Origin of the sequence: Paenibacillus sp. FSL K6-1122 (assembly GCF_037977015.1) — a bacterium.
Taxonomy (GTDB): Bacteria; Bacillota; Bacilli; order Paenibacillales; family Paenibacillaceae; genus Paenibacillus; species Paenibacillus amylolyticus.
In genome coordinates this window covers 5,281,922-5,305,058 of record NZ_CP150272.1, presented here as the reverse complement: position 1 = coordinate 5,305,058, position 23,137 = coordinate 5,281,922, and the positions used below count along the sequence as shown (strand labels likewise).

The 23,137-nt window shown below is 45.5% G+C and carries 24 protein-coding genes and 1 pseudogene; 18 read left to right on the top strand and 7 right to left on the bottom strand.

The window, feature by feature from the left end; all coding sequences use genetic code 11:
• Nucleotides 1–124: 124 nt before the first annotated feature.
• The gene (solA, locus tag NSQ20_RS23765) at nucleotides 125–1,258 is read right to left on the bottom strand and encodes an N-methyl-L-tryptophan oxidase (RefSeq protein WP_340033054.1); all 1,134 of its coding nucleotides are present in this window, start codon (nucleotides 1,256–1,258) and stop codon (nucleotides 125–127) included.
• 131 nt (nucleotides 1,259–1,389) lie between these two features.
• On the opposite strand from solA, the gene NSQ20_RS23760 reads away from it, so the two are divergent.
• The 6 genes from NSQ20_RS23760 (at nucleotide 1,390) to NSQ20_RS23735 (ending at nucleotide 6,025) form a co-directional block, all read left to right on the top strand.
• Nucleotides 1,390–1,947: a GNAT family protein gene (locus tag NSQ20_RS23760; protein WP_340031012.1), complete on the top strand. Its 558-nt coding sequence runs from the start codon at nucleotides 1,390–1,392 to the stop codon at nucleotides 1,945–1,947.
• Between the two features lie 110 nt (nucleotides 1,948–2,057).
• Nucleotides 2,058–2,813 (top strand): exodeoxyribonuclease III, encoded by a 756-nt coding sequence (locus tag NSQ20_RS23755; RefSeq protein ID WP_340031011.1) that lies wholly within the window; start codon nucleotides 2,058–2,060, stop codon nucleotides 2,811–2,813.
• 233 nt (nucleotides 2,814–3,046) lie between these two features.
• Nucleotides 3,047–4,030 carry an alpha/beta hydrolase gene (locus tag NSQ20_RS23750; protein ID WP_340031010.1) on the top strand — a complete coding sequence of 328 codons (984 nt, stop codon included), beginning with the start codon at nucleotides 3,047–3,049 and terminating at the stop codon, nucleotides 4,028–4,030.
• Nucleotides 4,031–4,077: 47 nt separating this feature from the next.
• Nucleotides 4,078–4,224: a hypothetical protein gene (locus NSQ20_RS23745; RefSeq protein WP_282320550.1), complete on the top strand. Its 147-nt coding sequence runs from the start codon at nucleotides 4,078–4,080 to the stop codon at nucleotides 4,222–4,224.
• Between the two features lie 32 nt (nucleotides 4,225–4,256).
• A complete protein-coding gene (locus NSQ20_RS23740; RefSeq protein ID WP_282320552.1) occupies nucleotides 4,257–4,835 on the top strand; it encodes a hypothetical protein in 579 nt (192 codons plus the stop codon).
• 206 nt (nucleotides 4,836–5,041) lie between these two features.
• Entirely contained in the window at nucleotides 5,042–6,025 is a 984-nt protein-coding gene (locus NSQ20_RS23735; protein WP_076318750.1) for a diaminopimelate dehydrogenase, read from the top strand.
• Between the two features lie 158 nt (nucleotides 6,026–6,183).
• Here the strand turns inward: NSQ20_RS23735 and NSQ20_RS23730 are convergent, their stop codons facing one another.
• Both NSQ20_RS23730 and gdhA read right to left on the bottom strand, forming a co-directional pair.
• The gene (locus tag NSQ20_RS23730; RefSeq protein ID WP_340031008.1) at nucleotides 6,184–7,038 is read right to left on the bottom strand and encodes a pentapeptide repeat-containing protein; all 855 of its coding nucleotides are present in this window, start codon (nucleotides 7,036–7,038) and stop codon (nucleotides 6,184–6,186) included.
• A gap of 155 nt (nucleotides 7,039–7,193) precedes the next feature.
• A complete protein-coding gene (gdhA, locus tag NSQ20_RS23725) occupies nucleotides 7,194–8,579 on the bottom strand; it encodes an NADP-specific glutamate dehydrogenase (RefSeq protein ID WP_174806476.1) in 1,386 nt (461 codons plus the stop codon).
• Between the two features lie 388 nt (nucleotides 8,580–8,967).
• Here gdhA and NSQ20_RS23720 point away from each other — a divergent pair, with 388 nt between their 5' ends.
• From NSQ20_RS23720 to NSQ20_RS23700, 5 genes are all read left to right on the top strand, one after another.
• Complete coding sequence (locus tag NSQ20_RS23720; RefSeq protein WP_051447473.1) at nucleotides 8,968–9,441, top strand: GreA/GreB family elongation factor; 474 nt, start codon at nucleotides 8,968–8,970, stop codon at nucleotides 9,439–9,441.
• Complete coding sequence (locus tag NSQ20_RS23715; RefSeq protein WP_036617317.1) at nucleotides 9,431–9,937, top strand: cation:proton antiporter regulatory subunit; 507 nt, start codon at nucleotides 9,431–9,433, stop codon at nucleotides 9,935–9,937. The genes NSQ20_RS23720 and NSQ20_RS23715 overlap by 11 nt, the downstream gene beginning before the upstream one ends.
• Nucleotides 9,938–9,940: 3 nt before the next feature.
• Entirely contained in the window at nucleotides 9,941–11,146 is a 1,206-nt protein-coding gene (locus tag NSQ20_RS23710; RefSeq protein ID WP_047843919.1) for a cation:proton antiporter, read from the top strand.
• A gap of 519 nt (nucleotides 11,147–11,665) precedes the next feature.
• On the top strand, nucleotides 11,666–12,382 hold the full coding sequence (locus NSQ20_RS23705) for an expansin EXLX1 family cellulose-binding protein (RefSeq protein ID WP_339186233.1): 717 nt from the start codon (nucleotides 11,666–11,668) through the stop codon (nucleotides 12,380–12,382).
• A gap of 110 nt (nucleotides 12,383–12,492) precedes the next feature.
• Complete coding sequence (locus NSQ20_RS23700; RefSeq protein ID WP_051447474.1) at nucleotides 12,493–13,440, top strand: alpha/beta hydrolase; 948 nt, start codon at nucleotides 12,493–12,495, stop codon at nucleotides 13,438–13,440.
• A 69-nt stretch (nucleotides 13,441–13,509) separates the two neighbouring features.
• Here NSQ20_RS23700 and NSQ20_RS23695 read toward each other — a convergent pair whose 3' ends face one another.
• Nucleotides 13,510–14,385 (bottom strand): PhzF family phenazine biosynthesis protein, encoded by an 876-nt coding sequence (locus NSQ20_RS23695; protein ID WP_340031007.1) that lies wholly within the window; start codon nucleotides 14,383–14,385, stop codon nucleotides 13,510–13,512.
• Between the two features lie 196 nt (nucleotides 14,386–14,581).
• On the opposite strand from NSQ20_RS23695, the gene NSQ20_RS23690 reads away from it, so the two are divergent.
• Nucleotides 14,582–15,508 (top strand): NADP-dependent oxidoreductase, encoded by a 927-nt coding sequence (locus NSQ20_RS23690; protein ID WP_340031006.1) that lies wholly within the window; start codon nucleotides 14,582–14,584, stop codon nucleotides 15,506–15,508.
• On the opposite strand, the gene NSQ20_RS23685 is transcribed toward NSQ20_RS23690, so the two are convergent.
• The gene (locus tag NSQ20_RS23685) at nucleotides 15,492–16,127 is read right to left on the bottom strand and encodes a type 1 glutamine amidotransferase family protein (protein ID WP_340033053.1); all 636 of its coding nucleotides are present in this window, start codon (nucleotides 16,125–16,127) and stop codon (nucleotides 15,492–15,494) included. The two genes, NSQ20_RS23690 and NSQ20_RS23685, sit on opposite strands and share 17 nt — an antisense overlap.
• A gap of 199 nt (nucleotides 16,128–16,326) precedes the next feature.
• On the opposite strand from NSQ20_RS23685, the gene NSQ20_RS23680 reads away from it, so the two are divergent.
• The 3 genes and pseudogenes from NSQ20_RS23680 (at nucleotide 16,327) to NSQ20_RS23670 (ending at nucleotide 18,050) form a co-directional block, all read left to right on the top strand.
• Complete coding sequence (locus NSQ20_RS23680) at nucleotides 16,327–17,064, top strand: cyclase family protein (RefSeq protein ID WP_340031005.1); 738 nt, start codon at nucleotides 16,327–16,329, stop codon at nucleotides 17,062–17,064.
• Nucleotides 17,065–17,312: 248 nt separating this feature from the next.
• Nucleotides 17,313–17,527, top strand: a pseudogene (locus tag NSQ20_RS23675) (hypothetical protein).
• Nucleotides 17,528–17,591: 64 nt separating this feature from the next.
• Entirely contained in the window at nucleotides 17,592–18,050 is a 459-nt protein-coding gene (locus NSQ20_RS23670; protein ID WP_047843914.1) for a GNAT family N-acetyltransferase, read from the top strand.
• A 264-nt stretch (nucleotides 18,051–18,314) separates the two neighbouring features.
• Here NSQ20_RS23670 and NSQ20_RS23665 read toward each other — a convergent pair whose 3' ends face one another.
• Nucleotides 18,315–18,515: a hypothetical protein gene (locus NSQ20_RS23665; RefSeq protein ID WP_026080945.1), complete on the bottom strand. Its 201-nt coding sequence runs from the start codon at nucleotides 18,513–18,515 to the stop codon at nucleotides 18,315–18,317.
• 95 nt (nucleotides 18,516–18,610) lie between these two features.
• On the opposite strand from NSQ20_RS23665, the gene NSQ20_RS23660 reads away from it, so the two are divergent.
• From NSQ20_RS23660 to NSQ20_RS23650, 3 genes are all read left to right on the top strand, one after another.
• The gene (locus NSQ20_RS23660) at nucleotides 18,611–18,985 is read left to right on the top strand and encodes a hypothetical protein (protein WP_340031004.1); all 375 of its coding nucleotides are present in this window, start codon (nucleotides 18,611–18,613) and stop codon (nucleotides 18,983–18,985) included.
• Nucleotides 18,986–19,532: 547 nt separating this feature from the next.
• Complete coding sequence (locus NSQ20_RS23655; protein WP_036617340.1) at nucleotides 19,533–20,540, top strand: ROK family protein; 1,008 nt, start codon at nucleotides 19,533–19,535, stop codon at nucleotides 20,538–20,540.
• 58 nt (nucleotides 20,541–20,598) lie between these two features.
• On the top strand, nucleotides 20,599–21,243 hold the full coding sequence (locus tag NSQ20_RS23650; RefSeq protein WP_235200858.1) for a sugar O-acetyltransferase: 645 nt from the start codon (nucleotides 20,599–20,601) through the stop codon (nucleotides 21,241–21,243).
• Nucleotides 21,244–21,305: 62 nt separating this feature from the next.
• On the opposite strand, the gene NSQ20_RS23645 is transcribed toward NSQ20_RS23650, so the two are convergent.
• Nucleotides 21,306–23,126 carry an ABC transporter substrate-binding protein gene (locus NSQ20_RS23645; RefSeq protein WP_036617345.1) on the bottom strand — a complete coding sequence of 607 codons (1,821 nt, stop codon included), beginning with the start codon at nucleotides 23,124–23,126 and terminating at the stop codon, nucleotides 21,306–21,308.
• Between the last annotated feature and the right edge of the window lie 11 nt (nucleotides 23,127–23,137).

The following is a 23,137-nucleotide window of genomic DNA, read 5'->3' as shown; positions in this document are numbered from 1 at the left end:
TACACATGAATTAAACGTTATTACGTGTCCTTTTTTCTTGGAGGTGCAGTGCTCTAAGCAACACTGCACCCTCAAGGAAAGTAGCTATTTTAGACATACATATATTTATACACCCAGCTGGTACTTAACGAAAACGGGATAGGGTGAACCTGCTAATATCCTGATCCGTGTGCCCCGTTTGCACCAATTCGGATAGAATCTGCCCAATGGCACTTGCAAACTTGAAGCCATGACCGGAGAAACCGCCTGCGAGCCACACACGTTCATGGGCAGGGTGTCGGTCGATAATAAAATCTTCATCCGAAGTAAATTCATACTTGCATACACTACCACGTTTCAATGCTCCAGCTGCCTGAGGCATATGAAGTTCGAGCAGCTTGCGCAGATCCCCCTCGTCCGTTTCTTCCGTACCAAATGGAGCCATTGTACTTCCTGGTGTCCACACCTGACCCGTATCATGACGACCCATCTTCAGACCTGATCCGCCAATGCTTGGAAATCCATAATATGTACCTTCTTTTCCTGCCAGTGTAAAACCGGGGAAGTGTTCCTCGCCGTACAAAGCTTCTGGTGCATCAAACCATCCAACCGTTTTACGCACTGCCTGAATGGGGAGATCCACGAAAGGTTTTAATGTCTGAAACCAAGCGCCAGCGCTCAGGATGATTTGATTTGCATGGTATGTCTCACCACCTGAAGTCTGAACTGCGACGGAATGTGGTCCGTATTCGATATGCTCCACAAGCGTGTGCGTTAACAAGGTGGCACCGTGAGTTTCGGCTGCCTTGCGGAAGGCACGAATACAAGGTTCGCTATACAGATAACCCGCATCAGGCTCATACATGCCCTCGTAATGTTCAGGTACTGTAATACCTGGCCAGCGTTTCATCACCTCGGCTGCGTGCAGCGTTTCATACCGAATACCTGCATCATCTGCATGGCTCAATCGGTTGTGGAAGGAATGAATCTCCGGATCAACCACATTTATTACACCGGAAGGAACAAACAGTTGGTCTCCGGTCGTTTCCTCCAGCTCGTGCCATAACTTCTGTGCAAGTAATGCCATGGCAATATAGTCAGGCCCACCACTGTACACATGGCGCATCAGTCTGCTATCTCCGTGATGACTTCCTTCCGTATGCGGAGGATCAAAGGCATCAATTAATAAAGTTTTGCATCCACTGCGCGATAGATAATATCCTGCACTCATGCCCATGGAGCCGGCTCCAACGATAATAACGTCATATGATTGTGTAATGATAGCACGTCCTCTCCTATGTATCCTTTTCTACAGTAATGCCTTAATAGAACATATTAATAGTAAAAGCTTGATGAAGGCAAGTGTAGTAAAATGGACTTCTACAATGAATGTTGCAAAGGAGACCTCGCATGAGTGAGCAATTTAGGTTTGATCTATTTCCATTAATTCAGACAGAACGATTCATCCTCCGGTCGGCAGAGGCTGGAGACAGCCATGATCTGGTGGAGTTATATTCGGATGAAGCTGTGGTGCAATATATGCCATTCACTCCCTTTGAATCCGTGGAGGATGCACAGGGTGAGATGAACTGGTATACGAAGATTTTCAAGGAACACACGGGTTTACGCTGGATGATTGAAGACCGTGAAACTCGTAAAGTGATCGGAACCTGTGGGTTCCTGAACTATGAAGATGTACATAACCGTGCAGAGATCGGATACGACTTGCGTTCCTCTTTCTGGGGCAGCGGTGTGATGACTGAAGTGGCCCGTGCTGTGTTACATTTTGGATTCACAAGCATGCAGCTCAACAAGATTGAAGCAAAGGTTGAACCGGAGAACGAGGCGTCAATTCGCCTGTTACACAAGCTTGGTTTTCAACAGGAAGGTGTACTGCGGCAGCATGAGTTTGAGAAAGGCAGATATATTGACCTTGCGGTGTTCTCTAAGTTACGAAGCGAAATATAGGCAAGCTAGCCCCATAAGGATTCCAATGACTCCATCTCATTCCAGAGCCGTAAGGCTTGTCCCTCTGAATGAGCCCGTGCTATATTGGAGAGATGTGAGGAGATGAGGATATGAAGCTGGTGTCCTGGAATGTGAATGGCTTAAGGGCATGTGTGACCAAAGGATTCATGGATTATTATCAGGAGAGTCAGGCGGACATTTTCTGCCTTCAGGAGACCAAATTACAAGCCGGACAGATTGAGATGGACCTGGGGGAAGATGTTTATCAATATTGGAATTATGCGATCAAAAAAGGTTATTCCGGTACGGCTGTATTTAGCCGAATCAAACCTTTATCCGTTCGTTACGGGATGGAGGAGGACAGTGAGCCGGAAGGACGGATGATTACACTGGAGTATGATGAGTTTTATCTGGTGAACGTCTATACCCCTAACGCGAAGCGGGATCTGACCCGGCTGCCTTACCGTCTGGAATGGGAAGACCGATTCCGAGCTTATATTCTGCAACTGGAGCAGACTAAGCCGGTTATCGTCTGTGGTGACCTGAATGTGGCTCATCAGGAGATTGACCTGAAGAATCCGAAGCCCAATCTGGGCAATTCCGGATTTACCCTTGAAGAGCGCGGCAAGATGACCGATTTGCTTGCTTCCGGGTATGTGGACAGCTTCCGCCATCTGTATCCGGATCGTACGGATGTATACAGCTGGTGGTCTTATATGCCGAAGGTTAGAGAACGGAACGTGGGCTGGCGCATTGATTATTTTCTCGTATCCAATCAATTGGCACCTAAGGTGGCAGATGCGCATATCGACTGCCACGTGATGGGCAGTGATCATTGCCCGGTGGGTCTTACTTTGCAACTATAGGTAAGGATCATCGTGAGATAGATTGAGGTAAGAGTTTTAGAATACAAGTATAGATCAACTGCAAGTTTCCTGAATGGGAGATTTGCAGTTTTTTTTGCGTCACAGGTAGGGGAGGGACACTGGACTTTGGTTGGGGAAAGAACTGGACTCGGGATTGTTTCAATCCCGCTATTTCTTGGGTACGATTGAAGCATACATATATAGATGAACCTTTGGGGTAAGGGGTAGAGAAGATGAAGAAGGGGTTACGGAGAGGGTTAAAAGTGCTGGGAGGCATCATGCTTGCCACAGGACTTTTGCTGCTGGCAGGTACAGCGTATGAAGCGTATCAATCCACGCAGGATATGAAGTCCTATCCCCCGCCAGGCAAGTATTATGAAGTGAGTGGTCGCAACATGCACCTCTACACCGCCGGCAAAGGAGAGGTAACCGTGGTGTTTGCCTCAGGCTGGGGTACACCCAATCCGTATGTGGATTTCAGTCCGCTATATGACAAGTTGAAATCACAGGTGAAAATTGCGGTATATGATCGGTTCGGGTATGGATACAGCGACTATACGGATGACCCTCGTGATGTTGATACCATCTCGGAAGAGATCCACCAATTGCTGCGAACATCCGGTCAACGTCCACCTTACATCATGGTCGGTCACTCCCTGGGTGCGCTGGAGACACTGCGGTTTGCGCAAAGGTATCCTGATGAGGTGGCTGGCATGGTCGTGATCGATGGCGGAAGCCCGGAGTATTACAGTCGTACAGACTTGAATACACCGGAATGGATGATGGATGGGTCCCGTTTTCTGGTGAAAACAGGCATCGCACGAACATTGCTGCAATCGGATCGTATGATGGCATCTCTGGTCATTGACCCAAATCTGGTAACGGAACCGATGAAAAAAGCCGTTACGATATCCACGCTGAGACATGCGTACAATGACAATGTCATGGAAGAGGTTCGGAATTCCAGAACAAATGCAGCGTGTGTGCTTGAGAACAAAACGAAGTTTGGCTTCCCCCTGACGATCCTCACAGCCGGTTCGGAGGAGTCGGATGAGGACAGTCATGCTTGGCAGGCCGACCAAGCGAATTTTGCTTCATGGTCAAGACACGGAACACAGCTGACGGTTCCACAAGCGACACACAGTATCCATAACAGTCAACCGGATATTGTCGCCGCCGAGATCATGAAATTAGTGACACCGTCTAGTGACCTATGAGTAACATGATTCCACAAATACATGATGAACAGGAGGAGGAGGGATGGATGAAAAAGTTTAAAGTAATCACCCGCTTCCTGTCCATTCTTGTAGTCAGTTGTCTATTGTCTCTAAGTGTATTATCTGTATCTGTGATATGGGTTAAGAATAACGTTCATGCGGTGCCTGTGAACCAGCCGTTTGAACGTGATTAGCACATGAGACTAAGAAGAAGGAGTGGTAACAGATGGTGAAGAGAAGGAAATATGTATTGGCCTGTGCGGCACTGGCGATGATGGTGGCCTTGAGTGCTTGCAGCAGCGCGGCAGACGAACCGAGTGATACGGAGAAGGTGGACACTGAAGTTTCCTCTGGAACTGGTGAACAAGCGACTAATGAAGGTGCAAGCGAAGCAACAACAAGCGCAGTGACCGAAACGGAGGGTACGACTGCACCAACCGACTCGGATTCAGATCGTGGTGAGGAAGCAACTGCTGGAACCAATGAGTTGCCGGAGAACTTGCCAAGTGATTTCCCGTTGCCGGAAGATGCTACGATTCGTTTAGCCAATTCTGGTGAAAATGAAGGCAAGCAATCGGCCATGGTGATTTTCTCCACTGAACAAGATATGAAAACCGTATCCCAGCTGTATAAAGATTACTTCAACGCCAAAAAGTTGACCGATGCAGGTCAGACGATCGATGACAAAAATATTATCATTCAGGGAACCGATCCGGAAACGCAGGATGTCTGGTCCTTGATTGGAGGAACATTGGCGGGACAGGAAGGCGTCATTGAACTGACGTTGACCTGGACAGAATCATAAGCAGAAGATAAGGGCTACTTTTCTTTCCTGCTTTTTTTCTTCCTGAAATAACGAATGAACGCCATAATACCTTGCATACGGAGCCGCATTATTGTTGCACCGCTGCAAGGTATTTTTATTTCGAACTGGAAACCTGACAGGTTACATGATATGTTATATCATTATAAACAGAGTAATAGACAACTATAGAAGAAGACAGGAGAGGATTGAACATGATTAGAGTGGGTATTGTTGGTTACGGTAACTTGGGTAAAGGTGTAGAGAAAGCCATTTCCCAGAACGAGGATCTGGAACTGATTGCTGTGTTTACACGTCGTAATCCGGAGCAGATGGTCGCTGAAAGCACAGAAGTACGTTTTGAGCATATCTCTGCAGCGGAGCAATACATAGGCAAGGTTGATGTTATGATCCTCTGTGGTGGTTCTGCAACCGACCTTCCAGAGCAGACACCAGCCATCGCCAAGTTGTTCAATACGGTAGATAGCTTCGATACACATGCGAAGATTCCTGAATTCTACAAGGAAGTTAATGCTGCGGCAGAGCAAGGCGGTCACGTAAGTGTCATTTCCACAGGTTGGGACCCAGGCTTGTTCTCCATGAACCGTCTGCTTGCGCAGTCTATCCTGCCAGAAGGAAAAGAGTACACGTTCTGGGGCAAAGGTGTGAGCCAAGGCCACTCGGATGCTATTCGTCGTGTTCCAGGCGTTAAGGCGGGTGTACAGTATACTGTACCTGTTGAAGAGGTGATCAACCGCATTCGTGCAGGGGAGACACCAGAGCTGTCTACACGTGAGAAACATCTGCGTCAATGTTATGTGGTAGCAGAAGATGGTGCTAATCAGGATGAGATCCGTGAGACGATTGTGTCGATGCCTAACTACTTTGCAGATTACGATACAACTGTAACGTTCATTAGCGAAGAAGAATTGAAATCCGAGCATGAAGGTATGCCGCATGGTGGATTTGTAATTCGCAGTGGGGTTACAGGTGCTGGTCAAAAGCAAATTATTGAATTTGGTCTGAAACTCGACAGCAATCCTGAATTTACAGCAAGCGTACTTGTAGCGTATGCAAGAGCCGCACAACGCTTGAGCGTGGAAGGACACAAGGGAGCGAAAACGGTATTTGATATTCCGCTCGGTCACTTGTCTCCAAAATCGGCTGAAGATCTTCGCCGCGACTTGTTATAATTCTGATTCGTTCCAGTGATTTTATAGAAACAGCTCGTCCTTGGATGTATAGGACGAGCTGTTTTTTTGCTGTTGCTGTATACGATTCATACATTCATATGAATTGCCAGGTACTATCCTGCTTGTATCTCTGCCCGTGCTCTTGTGGAATTGGCACCCTACACCCAGTGTGAGGGAATGTTAAGATGATCCGGCAACTTGGTATTCACATTACCTTTGGCTGCATTAATCTGGGATTGCGTCAGGAAGATGCCACCTCTCAGGTCTGCATCGCCCAGATCCGTATCCCGCAAGTCCGCGCCAATCCAATCCGCATTTCGTGTATCTGCATATCGGAGATCGGCTGCGATCATTAAAGCCCCTCGGAAGCTTGCACCCCGCAGGTCAGCCCCTTTTAAATTGGCACCAAAAAAGTCACTTCCGGTACGTTTTTTACTCTTCTTCGACTGTCCTTGTCCTTGAGCGGTGGGTGGCACATTCGCGCGTACCATCTCACTTGCCTGGACCAAGAGTTGATTCACACTGGACCGATAATTGGCGATGTCCAGACGGAGGAGTGCCGCAGGCTCCAGATTGCTCAAGCGCTCAACCTCCTCATATAACTCACCAAATGCCGAGTGAAGGGATGACGTCTCCGGTCTCATCATCATTTCCTTCATATAACTGAGCAACTCGTGAAGTTGTCGCAAGGCAGGCAGACAATCGAACATCTCGTTTGCAGACTCTGGATGATCACGCCAATCTTTGCCCGCGTAGGTCACTTGGGACAGCTTCTGTCCAGCTCCGAAACAGTCGTATACCGTGCAACCTTTGAACCCTTTCTGCCGAAGCTGGGTATGGATACCGCAGCGATTGTCCGTGCGCAGATTGGGACAGGGTGTGCCGCTGGCTTTATCAAAAGCAAAGTCAGCTGACTTGCCATAGGGCAAGGCAACACAGCACAGGCCAAAACATTGCTCACAGTCTGCGCTAAGATGAGGACTCGCAGTGCTGGCAAATGGTTGGTTAGACAATGTAAACACTTCCTTATAATAGTACAAATAGATGGAATTACGTCAGTACCACTTTACCATTGCATTGCGATTAGAGCAATTGAAGACAAGGAAAAAAGGGCAGTTACCCAAATGGATGGGAACGCCCTTTGATCGTGGAGAATCACGTATTTAAATTAAACTACACCTTGAGCAATCATGGAATCCGCTACCTTGAGGAAACCGGCGATATTCGCTCCGGCTACGAGGTTGCCTTCACAGCCATACTCTTCAGCAGCTTCTACACAGCTGGTGTAGATGTTCTTCATGATGTCATGCAGCTTGGCGTCTACTTCTTCAAATGACCAGGACAACCGCATGCTGTTCTGTGACATTTCAAGAGCAGACACGGCTACACCTCCGGCATTAGCCGCTTTGGCTGGACCGAACAGCACGCCTGCACCGTGGAAGACGTCAATGGCAGCCAGGGTGGAAGGCATATTCGCCCCTTCGCCAATGGCCTTCACGCCACCTTTGATTAGAAGGGCCGCAGCTTCTTCATCGATCTCATTTTGCGTTGCACATGGAAGAGCAATATCACAAGGGATAGACCAGATGCCTTCACAGCCTTCGGTATATGTAGCATGCGGGTGTTCTTTGATGTATTCGCTGATGCGAAGACGATCAACCTCTTTCAGACGTTTCACAGTATCCAGGTTGATTCCTTGTGGATCGTGTATGTAGCCACCTGAGTCACTACACGCCACGACTGTAGCTCCAAGCTCCTGTGCCTTCTGAATGGCATAGATGGACACATTACCAGAGCCAGAGACAACGACTGTGCTGTCTTGGAAGCTGAGCCCCTTGGATTGCAACATCTCCTTCACGAAGTACACACAGCCGAAGCCAGTCGCTTCCTTACGTGCCAAGCTTCCTCCGTACAGCAGACCTTTTCCTGTCAATACGCCTGCCTCATGCCCGCCATGAATACGTTTGTATTGGCCGAACATGTAACCGATTTCCCGTGCGCCTACACCAATGTCACCTGCCGGTACATCCGTATCGGAACCGATATATTTGTACAGCTCTGTCATGAAGCTTTGCGTGAAACGCATGACTTCCAGATCCGATTTTCCTTTGGGATCGAAGTCAGAACCACCTTTACCGCCGCCAATGGGCAGACCGGTCAAAGCATTTTTGAAGATCTGTTCGAAGCCAAGGAACTTGATGATGCCCGAGTATACAGAAGGATGGAAGCGAAGTCCGCCTTTGTAAGGGCCAATGGCACTGTTGAATTGCACCCGGAATCCACGGTTAACCTGAACTTTGCCCTGATCATCTACCCATGGGACACGGAATGTGATTACACGTTCGGGTTCAACAAGCTGTTCCAACAGACTATGGTTCTTATACTTGGGGTGTGCTTCAATAACAGGAATAAGGGAATCCAGAATTTCTTTGACAGCCTGATGGAACTCGTCTTCGTGCGGATTTCTGGCGACAACCGACTCATAAACGGAATGAACATATTCTGCGGCAGTAACTTGAACGGACTCTGTAGTTTCTTTTGTTATCGTGGACACTTTTTCGATGCACTCCTTTATTGTGTTAAAGTCTGTAGAGGCTTATTTGCATAAATTGAATAAAAGTTTGTAGTTAAATATACAGGAAAGCAAATAAAAATACGAGATGAAAATTCATAAAATGTTTTTTATGCAGTAATTAAAATGTTCTATGGATCTACCATATGATGTGAAGAATTAAGTTATTAAATGGAAGATATGACCACAAATGATAATAAAAAAGCAAGTTAGACGAATATACTGGATTAAAATATTAGTTTTGGTAAGATGGTAAGAAGGTCTCGTATCCCGGGGTCTTTTTAAAATATAAAGGAGGAAAACAAGATGATGAAGAGAAACATGCCAATCAACATGGAGAACAAGGCTTGTATAGGGGGTGAAATTTATTATGAACCATAGGACCTCCCGTCATAATTGCAGAGAGAAGCTGGTGAGCCAGCTATTTACATTCGGTGAAGAGAAAAGAACATTTCTCGACGCCTATTTCGACGCGCGTGATCCAGAGCGGATACAATTGGAAAAACAATTGTCCGCATATACAGAGTATGTGGAAAAACTGCTCCTGGGTCCTGATGAAGATCTGGACTCAGCTGTATTGATCGGCAGTCATATTGATTTTGAATATCTCGATTTTCATACGTCAGATTCTTTCATGATTGTCATGCCAGAGGATACTAATCCTGATGAGGGTCGTATTTCCTTCCTCTCTCCAGTAGGGAGTCAATTACTGCTTGGCAGTAAAGGGGAAGTTAAGTCTGTTCATACACCATCAGGTTCCATGAGAATCCGCATTACGGGGATCGAGCTGAAAAGCGAAACCTTGAACGAGCCGGCGCTAGGGGGTGCAGATCATGCACTTTAAAGAGACGGACTTACCAGGGATTGGACGTAAATACTGGCTGCATACCCGTAGTGGTGAGCATTTGGTCATAGTGATTCATAACGACGAGCGACGTGACCTGTTCCATATGGAGTCAGGAGATACACCTGAAGAGGTGGGTGATATGGTATCTCTTGTCACCCTGGACGATGATGAAGCCCGGGCGGTAGCCGCTATTGTTGGTGGTATGACCTATAAACCGAAGTTTCAGGATGAGCGTGAAGTGATGCTTGAAGGGCTGTTAATCGAATGGCTACGGATTGAGCCTCACGCCGCAAGCGTAGGCATGACGATTGGTGAACTGGATATCCGTCAGGCCACGGGCGCCGTAATTCTCGCTGTTGTGACCAAGGATAAGGAGAAGCATTTTAATCCAGGCCCGGATTATGCTTTTACCGCTGGAGCTACAATTGTAGTTGCCGGTGAACGGAATCAGATCAAACATCTCAAACAATTGTTAACTGATGGACGGACTTAGCCTATGGATATGCTCATATTCGAAGTGGGAATTGCCGTTGCGCTGATTACACTTACTGGGCTGATATCTTCACGATTACGATTTTCGGTCATTCCTTTCTATATCCTGATTGGTATGGCTGTTGGACCACATGCACCACAAATTGGCATAGTGGATTTACGTTTTATCGAAAGTTCGACCTTTATTGAATTTATGGGCAGGCTTGGCATTTTGTTTCTGCTATTTTATCTGGGTTTGGAGTTCTCGGTCTCCCGGTTATTAAAGTCTGGCAAAGCCATTCTGACCGGGGGCATGTTCTATGTGGGCCTGAATTTTGTCTCTGGATTGCTGTTGGGGTGGTTCATGGATCTGCCCCTTCAGGAGACACTTGTTGTCTGCGGGATCATGACCAGCTCTTCTACAGCCATTGTAGCTAAAGTGCTCGTTGATCTGAAACGCACGGCAAACCCTGAAACAGAGATTATTATGGGCATGATCATGTTCGATGACTTGTTCATCGCGATTCATATCTCTATCCTGACCGGGCTTGTGCTCAGCGGGGCAACTTCATTCTTAAGTGTTCTGTTAGTATCGCTGTCTGCCCTGCTGTTTATTGTGCTGTTCCTGATTATTGGCAGGAAAAGCATCAAATATATTGATAAGGCACTGAATATCAAGTCATCAGAGTTGTTTCTGCTTACCGTCATGACACTGCTCTTCCTGGTAGCAGGTTTCTCGGAGACGCTGCACGTAGCGGAAGCTATTGGAGCGTTGATGATGGGGCTTGTCTTGGGCGAATCAAGACATGTGAGTCGGATTGAACATCAGATCATGCCTTTCAAAGATTTTTTTGGTGCAATTTTCTTCTTCAGTTTTGGCCTGACCATCGAGCCGGCTTCACTTGGCGGAGCTGTTGGGATGACGATTATTGCCGTTATTCTGACGATTGCCAGTAACTATGGTGCAGGTATGATCGCTGGCAGACTGGCTGGAATGAGCCCTAAGGCCTCATTGAATGTGGGCTTTACCCTGGTCTCGCGGGGCGAATTCTCCATTATCATGGCGAACATCGGCAAGGCCGGAGGGCTGATGGCATCCATCCAATCGTTTGCCGTGTTGTATGTGTTAATTCTGGCTGTGCTGGGGCCTATCCTGACCAAAGAATCTCCGCGGATTTACGCATCGTATGCGCGGCTAAGGAAGCGGATGAAACGAAGGGAAACGGGTTGAGTCAAACGCTGGCTGTCCTTGGACAGACCGGGTATTCTGACCGTAGTGTTTAATAGGCGCCACACCATTTGGAGAGCGAAATTACTCCGGGGTGTGGCGTTTTTTTATTATTGGGAATCGTCCTAATGTCGGCTTGTAATTATGCTCATTCCACCAAATTATGGTATGTATCCATATCTTGTGCGTGGTCGTGAATGTTTAAGTCCACGGGCAGGACTAAAGATGTGATTTAGTTGAGAGGGATTGAAAATAAGAAGTTATTATGTAAAATAATGTTATATTCAAATCTAGCAGTTGAATGGATCATTTACACGAGAACGTAGAGGACAGAAGAAACCTGAAGAAGCGGAGCGTTCGCCTTTATCAACAGATTTTCACCTTTGTAAAATTGAATCAAAAAATCTGGGGATAACAGTGATCGGAAGGTTATTCTGTCATCGGAGTGGCAAGTGTAAATATTCTTTAGTTCAACTTATGTTTCAATGTAACAGAAGTTAGAATGACGAGGAGGAATAGCTTATGAACAAGAAAAGTAGATTTCAACGGTTAAAATGGGCTGGTACAGGGTTGTTGCTCAGTCTCGTATTATTTGCTGTACCTGCATCTGCTGCATGGAATGATACATATCAGGGTTACGCGACGTATACAGGCTCAGGTTACTCGGGAGGTGCAGTGTTGCTTGATCCCATCCCGGCGGACATGAAGATTACTGCACTTAATCCGTTCCAACTTAATTATAACGGTGTCAAAGCCGCTTTAGCGGGAGCCTATCTCGAGGTGCAGGGTCCTAAAGGCAAAACAACAGTCTATGTAACAGACCTCTATCCAGAGGGTGCCAGCGGAGCGCTGGATCTCTCACCGAATGCTTTTAACCTGATCGGTGACCCAAAGGCAGGCAAAATCGATATCAGCTGGAAAGTGGTCAAAGCTCCAATTCAAGGCAACGTCTCCTATCGGATCAAGGAAGGCAGCAGTCAGTGGTGGGCAGCCATTCAGGTTCGTAATCACAAATATCCGGTGCTGAAGTTCGAAGTGAAACAGAAGGATGGCACGTGGCTCAATCTTGAAAAGCAAGACTATAATCATTTCCTCGGAACTGGACTGGGCAAAGAAAAATTAAACGTTCGTATTACCGATATTCGCGGTCAGGTATTAAATGACACGATCCCGGCTCTGCCTAATGATGGGTCAGGTGGTGCCTATATCGTACCGGGCAATGTACAGTTTCCCGATTGACAGATATACGGAGTTGTTATAAAAAGAAGTATGGTCATAGACGTATTCTTAACGAAAAGTCGTACACTGTACGGCTTTTTTTTGTATACAAAAAGAGGAGAATGTAACGTATGAAAAAAAGTTTGCCTTCATATCAGACAACACATCCCTATTGGAAACAGTATCAGGGCTTTTTCCCGGAAGAAGTGAGGTTAGGGGAGCATACAGCTCCTGAGGAAGAATGGTGGGAGTCAAATGGGGTTCATCTGCATATCGATCGTTTACCTGCGCCGGAGTCTTCAATCAAAATTCTGTTCATTCATGGTGCGGGAGGCAATGGCAGGTTGCTCGCTCCGTATGCCCGCATGTTGCAGCGACATGGATACGAGGTGGTATCGCCAGATCTTCCGCCATATGGTTTAAGTTACGCAATGTCTGGTACACGTATTAACTACGAACTATGGATAGAGTTGCTTGTGTCACTCATCGAACGGGAATACAAGAATGATGGCAAGCCAATCGTTGTATTGGGAAGTAGCATCGGAGGTATGCTTGCCTATCACACCAGTGCACGCAGCAAGCGTGTTAAGGGTTTGATCGCAACTACATTTGTAGACACGAGTAATCAGGAAATGCGAGATCAGCTTGCACCGAATCGTCTGGTAAGCCGGGCGGGCAAACGGATGATGGATCTGTTCCCTAGTCTGCTGGATCATGTACGTATTTCGGTCAAACAGGTATCCCGAATGCAACTGATTACTAATAACCAGGACTTAACCGGGCTTATTATGAATGATCCACAAGCGGCAGCTACACGTATTCCGTTGGAATTATTAAGAACATTCCTTAATAAAAAACCGGAGGTAAGCCCGGAACAGTTCAGCCAGTGTCCGGTCCTGTTGGTTCACCCTGAACTGGACCCCATGACACCGATCAGGTTCAGCCAATCTTTTTTTGATCGTCTGGTGGTGGAGAAGGAATGTGTGATCTTGGAAGGGGCAGGCCATTTTCCTATAGAGCAGCCAGGGCTGAACCAGTTGGAGGTAGCGGTACTACGATTTTTACAACAAATTCAATGATGATCACAGGCTACTACACTGCTCCGCATAAGATAGTTTACATATCCTAAGTACGTAAAACACCTCCCACTAAGGGAGGTGTATTTGAATGTTTTTGATATGAATTGCATTACCGCCAACCTGAATCTGTGTGATTTCATTAGAGCTGCCCAGCGTTAATCTGGCTCGGATCTCGGAGGGGCGGTTCATGGTATACCCTTGTCTAATCGTGTACGTGTGAAGATGAGGATCTGTAAGCTGGTTGTATTGGGATAAATAACAGAGCATGGCACCATTGGATGTGCCTGTCGCGCTCTCTTCCGGTATATCATAAAGCGGTGCAAAATTACGGCATTCTGCCAGAACGTCCTCAACATCTGATTCGAGTGTAAACACATGATAACCTACGGCATGATGAGCCTTGCATATTTCAGTGATACGCTGGAAGTCAGGGTCGATTTTGGTCAGAACATGAACATCTCTAACAGCTATCAGGATATCGGGTAGCCCGGTAGATACGATCTGTACAGGTAGCTCGGAATGCAAATCCTCCATAGAAATACGTAACGAATCGGCAATCTGCTGTCGATCCACGATCTCCCCAAACTCCGGCAACGTCTGAGACAGATAGACTTCTCCATTGACTTCGATATCGACTTTAAGAATTCCGGCCAGTGTCTCCAGTGTATATGTACCAACATTAACGAGCTGCTGTGTCTTCATTAGATAAAATAAAGCAATTGTGGCATGTCCACATAGATCGACTTCATCACTTGGGGTGAAATAACGCACTTTGAAATCAGCCTGATCCGATGGCATAACATCAGTCTCTGAAAAACCGACTTGTCTGGCAATCTCCTGCATCTGGGTTTCAGACAAATGCGCTGCTTGTAAAACAACACCTGCGGGGTTTCCGCCTTGAGCCTTGTCCGAAAATGCATGTAATGTATTTACTTCTACTTCCATCGTGTTACCTCGCTTGTTCAGTTATTGGGTTAAGATTTAACGTAATCGATAATCGACATTATATCACGATTGTTGAACGGGCTTGTGAATCCCAGATTGCTGTGAATTTTTAATGATTAGGTCAAGTGATCGCTGGGAAAGGGTAATGAAGGGAGAGAGAGTATAACGATAATCAATGGAAAGGCTGGGATCTCTAATGAAAGCAATTGTGATTGAGGAATTTGGTGGAGCGGAACAATTGAAGGAACAAGAAGTAGCCAAGCCAACATGTGGAGTGAATCAGGTATTAATTCGAACACATGCCACGTCGGTGAATCCGGTAGACTTCAAAATCAGACAAGGTTATATGAAAGAAGTAGCGGAGAATTTTCCGTTGATTCTGGGCGGCGATGTTGCCGGTATTGTGTCTGAAGCAGGCTCAAATGTCACGAGGTTCAGAGAAGGTGATCGGGTATTTGCGCGTCCGCGTCAATTCGGAACCTATGCAGAATATGTTGCTGTTGATGCGGATATTATTGCCCGTATACCGGAGAACTTGAGCTTTGAGGAAGCGGCAGCGATCCCGCTGGCGGCGATGACGGCATGGCAGGCACTTGTGGATCACGGACGTTTAGGCAAAGGGCAGAAGGTACTCATTCATGCTGGTGCAGGTGGTGTGGGAACGTATGCCATTCAGATCGCCAAGTCCCTCGGCGCTGAAGTGGCTTCCACGGCAAGTGAATCAAACGAAGCGTTGCTTCGTTCGTTGGGTGTGGATCATTTTATCAATTATAAAAAAGAAGATTTCTCGGAGATTCTCTCCGGTTATGATGTTGTGCTGGACACCATGGGCGGTGATATTCAGCGCGATAGCTTCAAGGTGTTAAAGTCTGGCGGGCATCTGGTATCCTTGGTGGAACAACCGGATGAGAAGCTTGCCAAGGAAGCCGGAGTAACGGCCAACGTCTTCATGATGGAGCCCAAAGGGGATCAACTGGATCAGCTGGCTGAACTGGCTGCGGAAGGCAAGCTCAAATCGATTATTGATGGAACGTACCCGCTAACTCAACAGGGAGTAAGGGAAGCACATGAGAAGAGTGAAACCCATCATACCCGCGGGAAACTGGTTATTCAGGTGCAATAGAATTCATTAACTCGTAGAAGTATTTGGACTCATGAGTCTGATATAGATTGTACCAGGCCTGTAAGGTTTCTGGTGTATAGACATTCAACAGCTTCAACACATGCATCGTAAATTCTAACGGAGCTATTCCAGATGCAGTAACTAGATTTTCAGCGGTTACTGCAGGCTCCGTTACATAATAGGTTTCTCCAGTATAATCTGGGCATATCATCTTCAGGTATTCTAAATCATTGCTTGTATGCTGTCTGGAATCCAGTATTCCTATTTTTGCAAGTGCAACTGTCGCACCGCAAATCGCCGCAATAACTGTCCCCTCTTCTATAGAGGCAGCAACTTTTTTCAATAGGGGATCATGGATGGTGTCCATCCAGGTGTTTCCTCCTGGAAGAATGATGAGGTCGTCACCTTTCAATGTACATTCATCAATAGAAATATGAGGAAGGATGTTCAATCCTCCCATGGTAGTTACGGGATGTTTATCCACGCCTACGGTTACGACCTGTAAAGGCTTAATCTCTTTCCTGAAATACCTTCCCGAGTTCAATTCAGCAGTTAGATAGCCTACCTCCCAATCTGCCATCGTATCAAATACATATAGATATACGTTCTTCGTTTGCATCATACATGCTCCTTTTGTTTTCATGATTGAATGGATTACTCTTGTATTATAAATTAACTTCACTGACATCTACGGTCAGTGAAGTTTTTAATTTGAAAATTAACAGCCCTAAGAACCAATATAGGGACTGCTCCCCAATTGTAGTGGAATAAGATATAATAGGAGAAATTTATTCCATTTTGTGCATGAGGTGATTAGGATGTCCAACGAACTCATTCAAGCCATTCAATTGTTAAAAGAAAAGAAATGGGTGGATCTGACCCATACGTTTGGTCCAGGCTCTCCACATTTTTCAGCTTTTGAGGCAGCACAATTCGATACACTGTTTGATCACGATCAAGGTTTCTTTGCCCAGAGCTTCAAGTTCCCAGGTCAATACGGGACACATCTTGATGCGCCGATCCACTTCGTTCGGGATACCCGGTATCTGGATGAACTAGGTTTGAAGGAGCTTGTGCTCCCGCTTGTGGTCATTGACCAGTCTGCCGAAGTAGAGAACAATCCGGATTTCACACTGAATGTGGAGCATATTCTTGAATTTGAAAGAGAGCATGGCGTGATTGAAGCTGGAAGCTTTGTAGCCTTACGTACCGATTGGAGCAAACGCTGGCCTAACCATGAAACATTTGATAACAAGGATGATAAGGGCAACAGTCATGCACCCGGATGGTCGGTTAGTGCGCTCATGTTTTTATTTGAGGAAAGAAAGGTACAAGCCATTGGGCATGAAACCTTTGACACGGATTCAGCGGTGGATTATCAGAAGAATGGAGCACTTCTGGCAGAATATTATGTACTTGCCCAGGATACATATCAGGTCGAGCTGTTAACAAACCTGGATCAGGTGCCGGCCAAGGGCGCTGTTATTTTCAATATTGTACCCAAAGCGGAGAAAGCTTCTGGTTTTCCAGTTCGATCCTTTGCCATTCTGCCGTAATACGGGGTAGATCAAAAGCTGAAATAGTTAAATCAGGCACAGAACTCAGAATGATACTCAAGCAGACAGCCGGCTAAATAGTCGGCTGTTTTTCAGCTAAGGGGCAGAATAGTTGAAAAAGGTATTTTAATTTAAACCTCGAATATTTAATGTAATCGGATAGCTAAAAATTTGATGATAGACAGGAGTTAGATACGATGATATAAGGTTTCGGAGGAGTATTTTGGAGAACTAAGAATCTTGAAGTTATAAAAAAGGTACAGTCTTTATCGAGAATGACAGTTATTTTCCAACAGAACAAAAAGTGATGTTAAATTTCCAAGTACATAATCTAAACGAGACTATGAAGCATCTTGAACAGATTAGTGTACTTCTTGCAAAGAAAAAAGAGATTAGTGAATTTGGAAAGTTTATTTTGAATGAAGTTCCTGAAGGTCGACTGGTCGAGCTTTGGGAGAAATAACGGCATTAATTTTAAGATTAGAACAGGTATTCCATAATTTATATTATATATAAGGGGTAAGTGTATGCAGATTAGAGCTTTTCAAGAGTCCGATAAAGATTTCATTGTAAGTCTGGCTTTACGATTTATGGACTTTGAGCTGATGAGCTGGCGTGATCCAGACAAAATGGAAGAATCACAGCTCAGCCTAGCCCAAGAATCAGTAGACAATCTTTCTCCTGGTACGGAGATTTTTGTGGCGGAAGATGAAACAGGAGAGCTACTGGGTTTCCTTGAAGTACAGCCGCATAAAGATAAATTGAACGATATAGAACAAGGCTATATTGTGGCGATTGCGGTTTCTCCACAAGGAGAAGGAAAAGGGGTCGGCAAGGGACTCATGACCAAAGCAGAAGAGTGGTCAAGGCAAAAAGGCTATCGACAGCTTATACTGAATGTCTTTAACAATAACCTTCGTGCCGTAAATTTCTATAAGCATTTAAATTATGAAATTGAAGTTGTGAAGATGGTAAAAGAGCTATAGAGACCCTTACTTATAAGCTAACGGGAAACGTTAGTTCATAAAGCACGGGGCAGACTGCAGGTTGGCAGGCTGCTCTTTTTTCATTTAGCTAACTGGTAACAGGTAAGTAAGCTTATCAGGAACCAAGTCCAGCTAGGATTTGACCTATTGGAAACAAAAAATTGTATTTTGGCAAACTTATGGGTTAAGTCACAACTAACAAAGTCTAAATGATTCAAATATGTAAATAGCAAGGGAGGCGTATTCCGCCTCCTTTTTATGTTGTTACTTTTGATCCGAGTGAGGATCTTGATTAAATCTTTGAGAGATTTTTTTCTCTGTTTTCTTACGCCGTATCCAGCGCTTGAGTATGCCTTCTTCTTTGCGTTCTTGCAGTGTTTCCTTCAAACCTTGAATCATAAATTCCGATCTTCGTCTGTCATCCCGACTAATCTCGCGTAATTCCTTAATAAATTTGTCGTCCATATCTGCCTCTCGCTTATTCAGGATAATCCCATTATACCGAACGTACGTTCTTTTATCAAGTTTTTCCATTACGAATGATTTTCGAGATCTATATAGTGAAAAGAAGCACAGGAACAATACGCGGCATGTGTGAGAATGGTACTAGAGGGTTTGAGCATAATCCTCTTGCCAGTTTTTTGTTCCCGGGGATCATCCTATTGCTGGTTCTTGGCGTGATGCCTACAATGATTGCTATTTCGCTCATCCGCTACGTTCATTGGGGGCTGGGTGAGAGACTGAATCTCTATCCTGACCGCTATTGGGCTTGGACTTTTTCGTTGTATACGGGGTTTGCTCTCATCATCTGGATTATGGTGCAGGTGTACTGGATTCAGGATGTTTCTATCATTCACTTGGTCTATTTTGCATGGGGAGTGGGTATTCAAGTTGTGACCTTATTGCCCGGGGTACAACGAATATATTCAAAATAAACTGCTTGTATATTGAACAAACGGCTGCCGAAAGAATCGTTGAATGATTCTTTCGGCAGTTATTTTTTATGGGCATCGAGATAATACGCGTTGTTGTAGTCTTGTTGTCCACATGTTCCTTGGACTGAAAAGGGCTCGGATAAATCTAAATCATATTGACAAAGAACTATTATCCTCGCATACTTACGTAATATACTTTATAAAGTTTGTTTATTAACTAGAGGAATAGTCACATGTGGTAAGTATCGCAAAATCATAATCCGCATGAAACAGGGAGGTAAGTATGGATGGTCTACGTTATTATGGCAGTTATAATATGGGCAGGTACCTATGCAAGTATGGTCTTGTCAAAGCAACCGATTGAAGTGAAGCCTGTGAAATCGATGGATGATTTGTTTGAGTGAACAAAGTAGTTCGGCCGATTTCGATCCTTTTCCAGCACGATGGAACTCATGTGTTCGAGTAAGGCATTATGTTATGATATGGTGTGAATGACATCCATACCATTGCTTTGGCTCAATTGAACCAGAGTAGAAACGAGAGGGTTATGAAAAAAGCCAACGCTACAATGATGAAATACATCAATTTGAATAATGTGCGTGAAGTCATGCAGCAGATTGAGACGGCGACCAAACCGCAATTAGCTTTATTAACCAATCTTAGTGTTGTTACCATTAATGCGCTGATTCAGGAATTATGTGATGGCGGAGAGTTGTTCCAGGATAAAGTGGTTCCCTCTAACGGCGGTCGTCCTGCTCAGGCATATCGATATAATTATAACTTCAAGCTTGCTTTGGTTCTTTACATCAAAGAGATGAAAGGCCAGGAGTTGATTTCGGCGACGGTCATGAATCTGGAGAATAAGGTTGTGTTGAAGGAAGAGCGCATCTTGCCTGCTTTTGATAAACAGCATATGCTGCAACTTATCGCGCGTTTCATTAAGGAATATCCCTCCATTGATATGATCGGCATCGGTATTCCGGGGCAAGCCGTGGATGGGGACATCACGGTGAGCAGTCATGAAGAGCTTATCCATTCACATCTGATACGGGAGATCGAGAGCGAGTTCCAACTGAACGTTCTCGTGGAGAATGATGTTAATGCAGCGATTAGCGGATACTGTACACAGCATGCGGATATGAAGGAACGGAGTGTAGCGGGAATTTATTTTCCGAACCGATACCCGCCGGGTATGGGCATGATGTTGAATGGACAGATGATCCGTGGGAAAAACGGGATGTTTGGTGAGATCAAGTATCTTCCTTATTCACCTGATTGGAAACGTGACATGAGCAAAGATGATTTTGTAGTGCAGGTATGTCATATCTTGCAAACGATTAATGCCGTCGTTGCCCCGCACCAGATTGTCATTTATCAGGAACGGGTGGAGAGAGAAGAGCTGGATATGGCGTGGAAACAGTACGGGAAGGATCACCCCATGCCGTCGTTGCCCGAGATTGTACATCAGGACTCGTTCCAACATGATTTTGATGCTGGGTTACGAGGAATGGTGCTTCAGGCGTTGAAGTCAGGCATTCTATCAGAAGCCTTATAACCCACAGGCCATATCTGTGGCTTTTATTTTATAAGCTAACCCTTGTAGAGGAGGATTCATGATGCGTGAAGAAGAGAGAATCATGAAAGGCGTGTTGTTCAGTCCAAGTGATCCCGAATTAAAGATCATCAAAAGGCGGGCCCATAATCTCAGTCAGCGTTACAGTCAGACCTTTGAAGAACAGACTGAGGAAAGGAATCAGATATTACAACAGTTACTGGGGCAGTTCGGTGAAGGTGGATTCATGCAAGGTCCCATCTTTTTTCATTATGGTGTGCATACCCGGATAGGCGAGCATTTCTTCGGTAATTACAATCTGACGATACAAGATGACGCGCAAGTGACGATCGGGGACTATACCAGTTTTGGACCCAACGTTACGATTGTTACCCCCATTCATCCCATGATTGCCAGCGAGCGGAGACAGATGGTGGACCAGAACGGTGATGTGAAGTCGCTATGTTATGCCAAACCGGTCACGATTGGTAACGATGTATGGATCTCGGCAAACGTCACAGTGTGCGGAGGCGTAACGATTGGAGACGGCTGTGTGATCGGAGCAGGTAGTGTGGTGACTCGTGATATTCCACCGCATTCTTTTGCAGCAGGCGTACCGTGCAAAGTTATTCGTAAAATTACTGATGCGGACAGCATGCGAAACTACCCCGATGTTCTGGCAGATTGCCGTGTGCTGGAAGAATAAAAAAAGGCTGCCATCAGGATCAAATAGATGATCCTGGTGACAACCTTTTTTTTGTTATGCGTTTACTTGGAGGCGTTGTAGTTACTCAAGAATTCTTTTACTTTTGCAGGATCAGCTTTCAATTCATTCCCGGTCTGAACGAGCGGGCTTACTGTAGAGTATGCTTTGAGTTTGTTGTTCTTGTAGAAACTCAAAATCTCATCCTGATTAATGGAGTACAGCACGGCTTTTCTCAGGTCACTGCTCTTGGCAACTTCACGATTGGCCGTGTTGAACAACAGATAGGAGACAGCGTTACTTGGCAGACTTTGCAGTTTCAGTTTGCTGTCATTTTCGATGATGTCATACTTGGTTTCAGGTACACCGTAGTATAAGTGAATTTCACTGCTGCGAAGAGCAGAGAGGGCGCTGTCTGCATCCGCGATGAATCGGACGTTAACCTGAGCAATTTTTGGCTCATCTTCCGTGCCTTTACGGTAAGCCGGATTTTTTAAGAATACACCTTCATAGTCATTTTTATAAGACAAAATATAAGGTCCGCTAGTATAAAGGGTGTTATTGTATGCTGCGCCTTCAGTCACGGTGTTCTGATCACCGTAAGGAATATCTTTGTTGACGTCAAAGGAAGCTACATCATATGTGTTGATGCTCTCCACCTGTTTTTTGGACACGATACCCGCAGATTGGTGAGCTAGGTAGTTCAGAACTTGCGGGAAAGGTTCAGTTGTGGTCAGTTTAACGACCTGATATTTACCTGCGCTATTATCTGCTTTGGTTTTGTCCGTCACGAGTTCTGTAATTTTGCTGCCCAATCCTTGTTCCAATGCTTCGAGGATTGTGCCGTTACCGCTGGATTGTTTGATGGATTGCAATGCACTCAGATCCGTTACAACTTCAGCTTCTTTGATGTGTTCATGCAGACTGTACGTCCGGTGATCCGGAACGGAATCTTTATTTTTAGCACGATCCAGGGAGAAGATCACATCATCTGCACCGACACGTTCTCCTGTATCTACAGCTTTTTTGTTATCAATCTTCGCAAAGTTGATATCGTCTCTGAGAATGAAGTAGTAGTCCGAATTACCTTCAGCAATACTAAAGTTATGGGACAGTGATCCATCTGCTGTCAGCTGATCGTCATCCGTCAAGTTAACGAGACGTACATACATATTGGTGTTCAACTGGTTGATGGAGCCGTCGTTTCCTTTGATTGGATCAAGGGAAGTCAGTACGGATGCACTTTGCGTCAGAATCAACGGATCTTTGGCATTTTTGGAGCTGTCCTTGAACTCAATCGGTTCCCAAGCCATGGCGCGGGATTTGGAGAGACGAACGGTGTCGACATTCAGAATGTCTTGGTTCACAGCCTGACTTTTCAGGGAAATGTACAAAGGAGCGATATACGCCTGATCCGTTACCAAGCGATCTTCCAATTGTTTGTACGTGTCTTTGTACTCATCCGGAGTTTGAGTAGCTGCCTGATCGATGAGTTTATCAAGTTCCCCATCCGCAAGGATACTGTAATCTCCACCTGTTTTGAAAAGGGAACGCACCGCATAATCGGGATTTCCCGTTACCGTTGTCCAGCTGGACAAGGCAATGTCATAATTCCCTGCATCCTGCTGGGATTTGAAACTACCGTAATCCGGCTGCAGGTTCAGCTTCACATTGAAGCCGTTTTTAGTCAGTTGGTCGCGGACAATGTTTACATCATTTTCGGAAGAACTCATGGCGAGCAGTTCAATGTCTGCCGGTTTTTGTGCAGTTTCTGTTGCGTCCGCTGGTGCGGTCTCCGCCTGGGATTCAGTTTTCGTTTTTACGCTGCAGCCGGAAATCACAATGACGAGAATTAATAGTAATGAGATCAGTGTACGTTTTTTCATGGGATTACCCT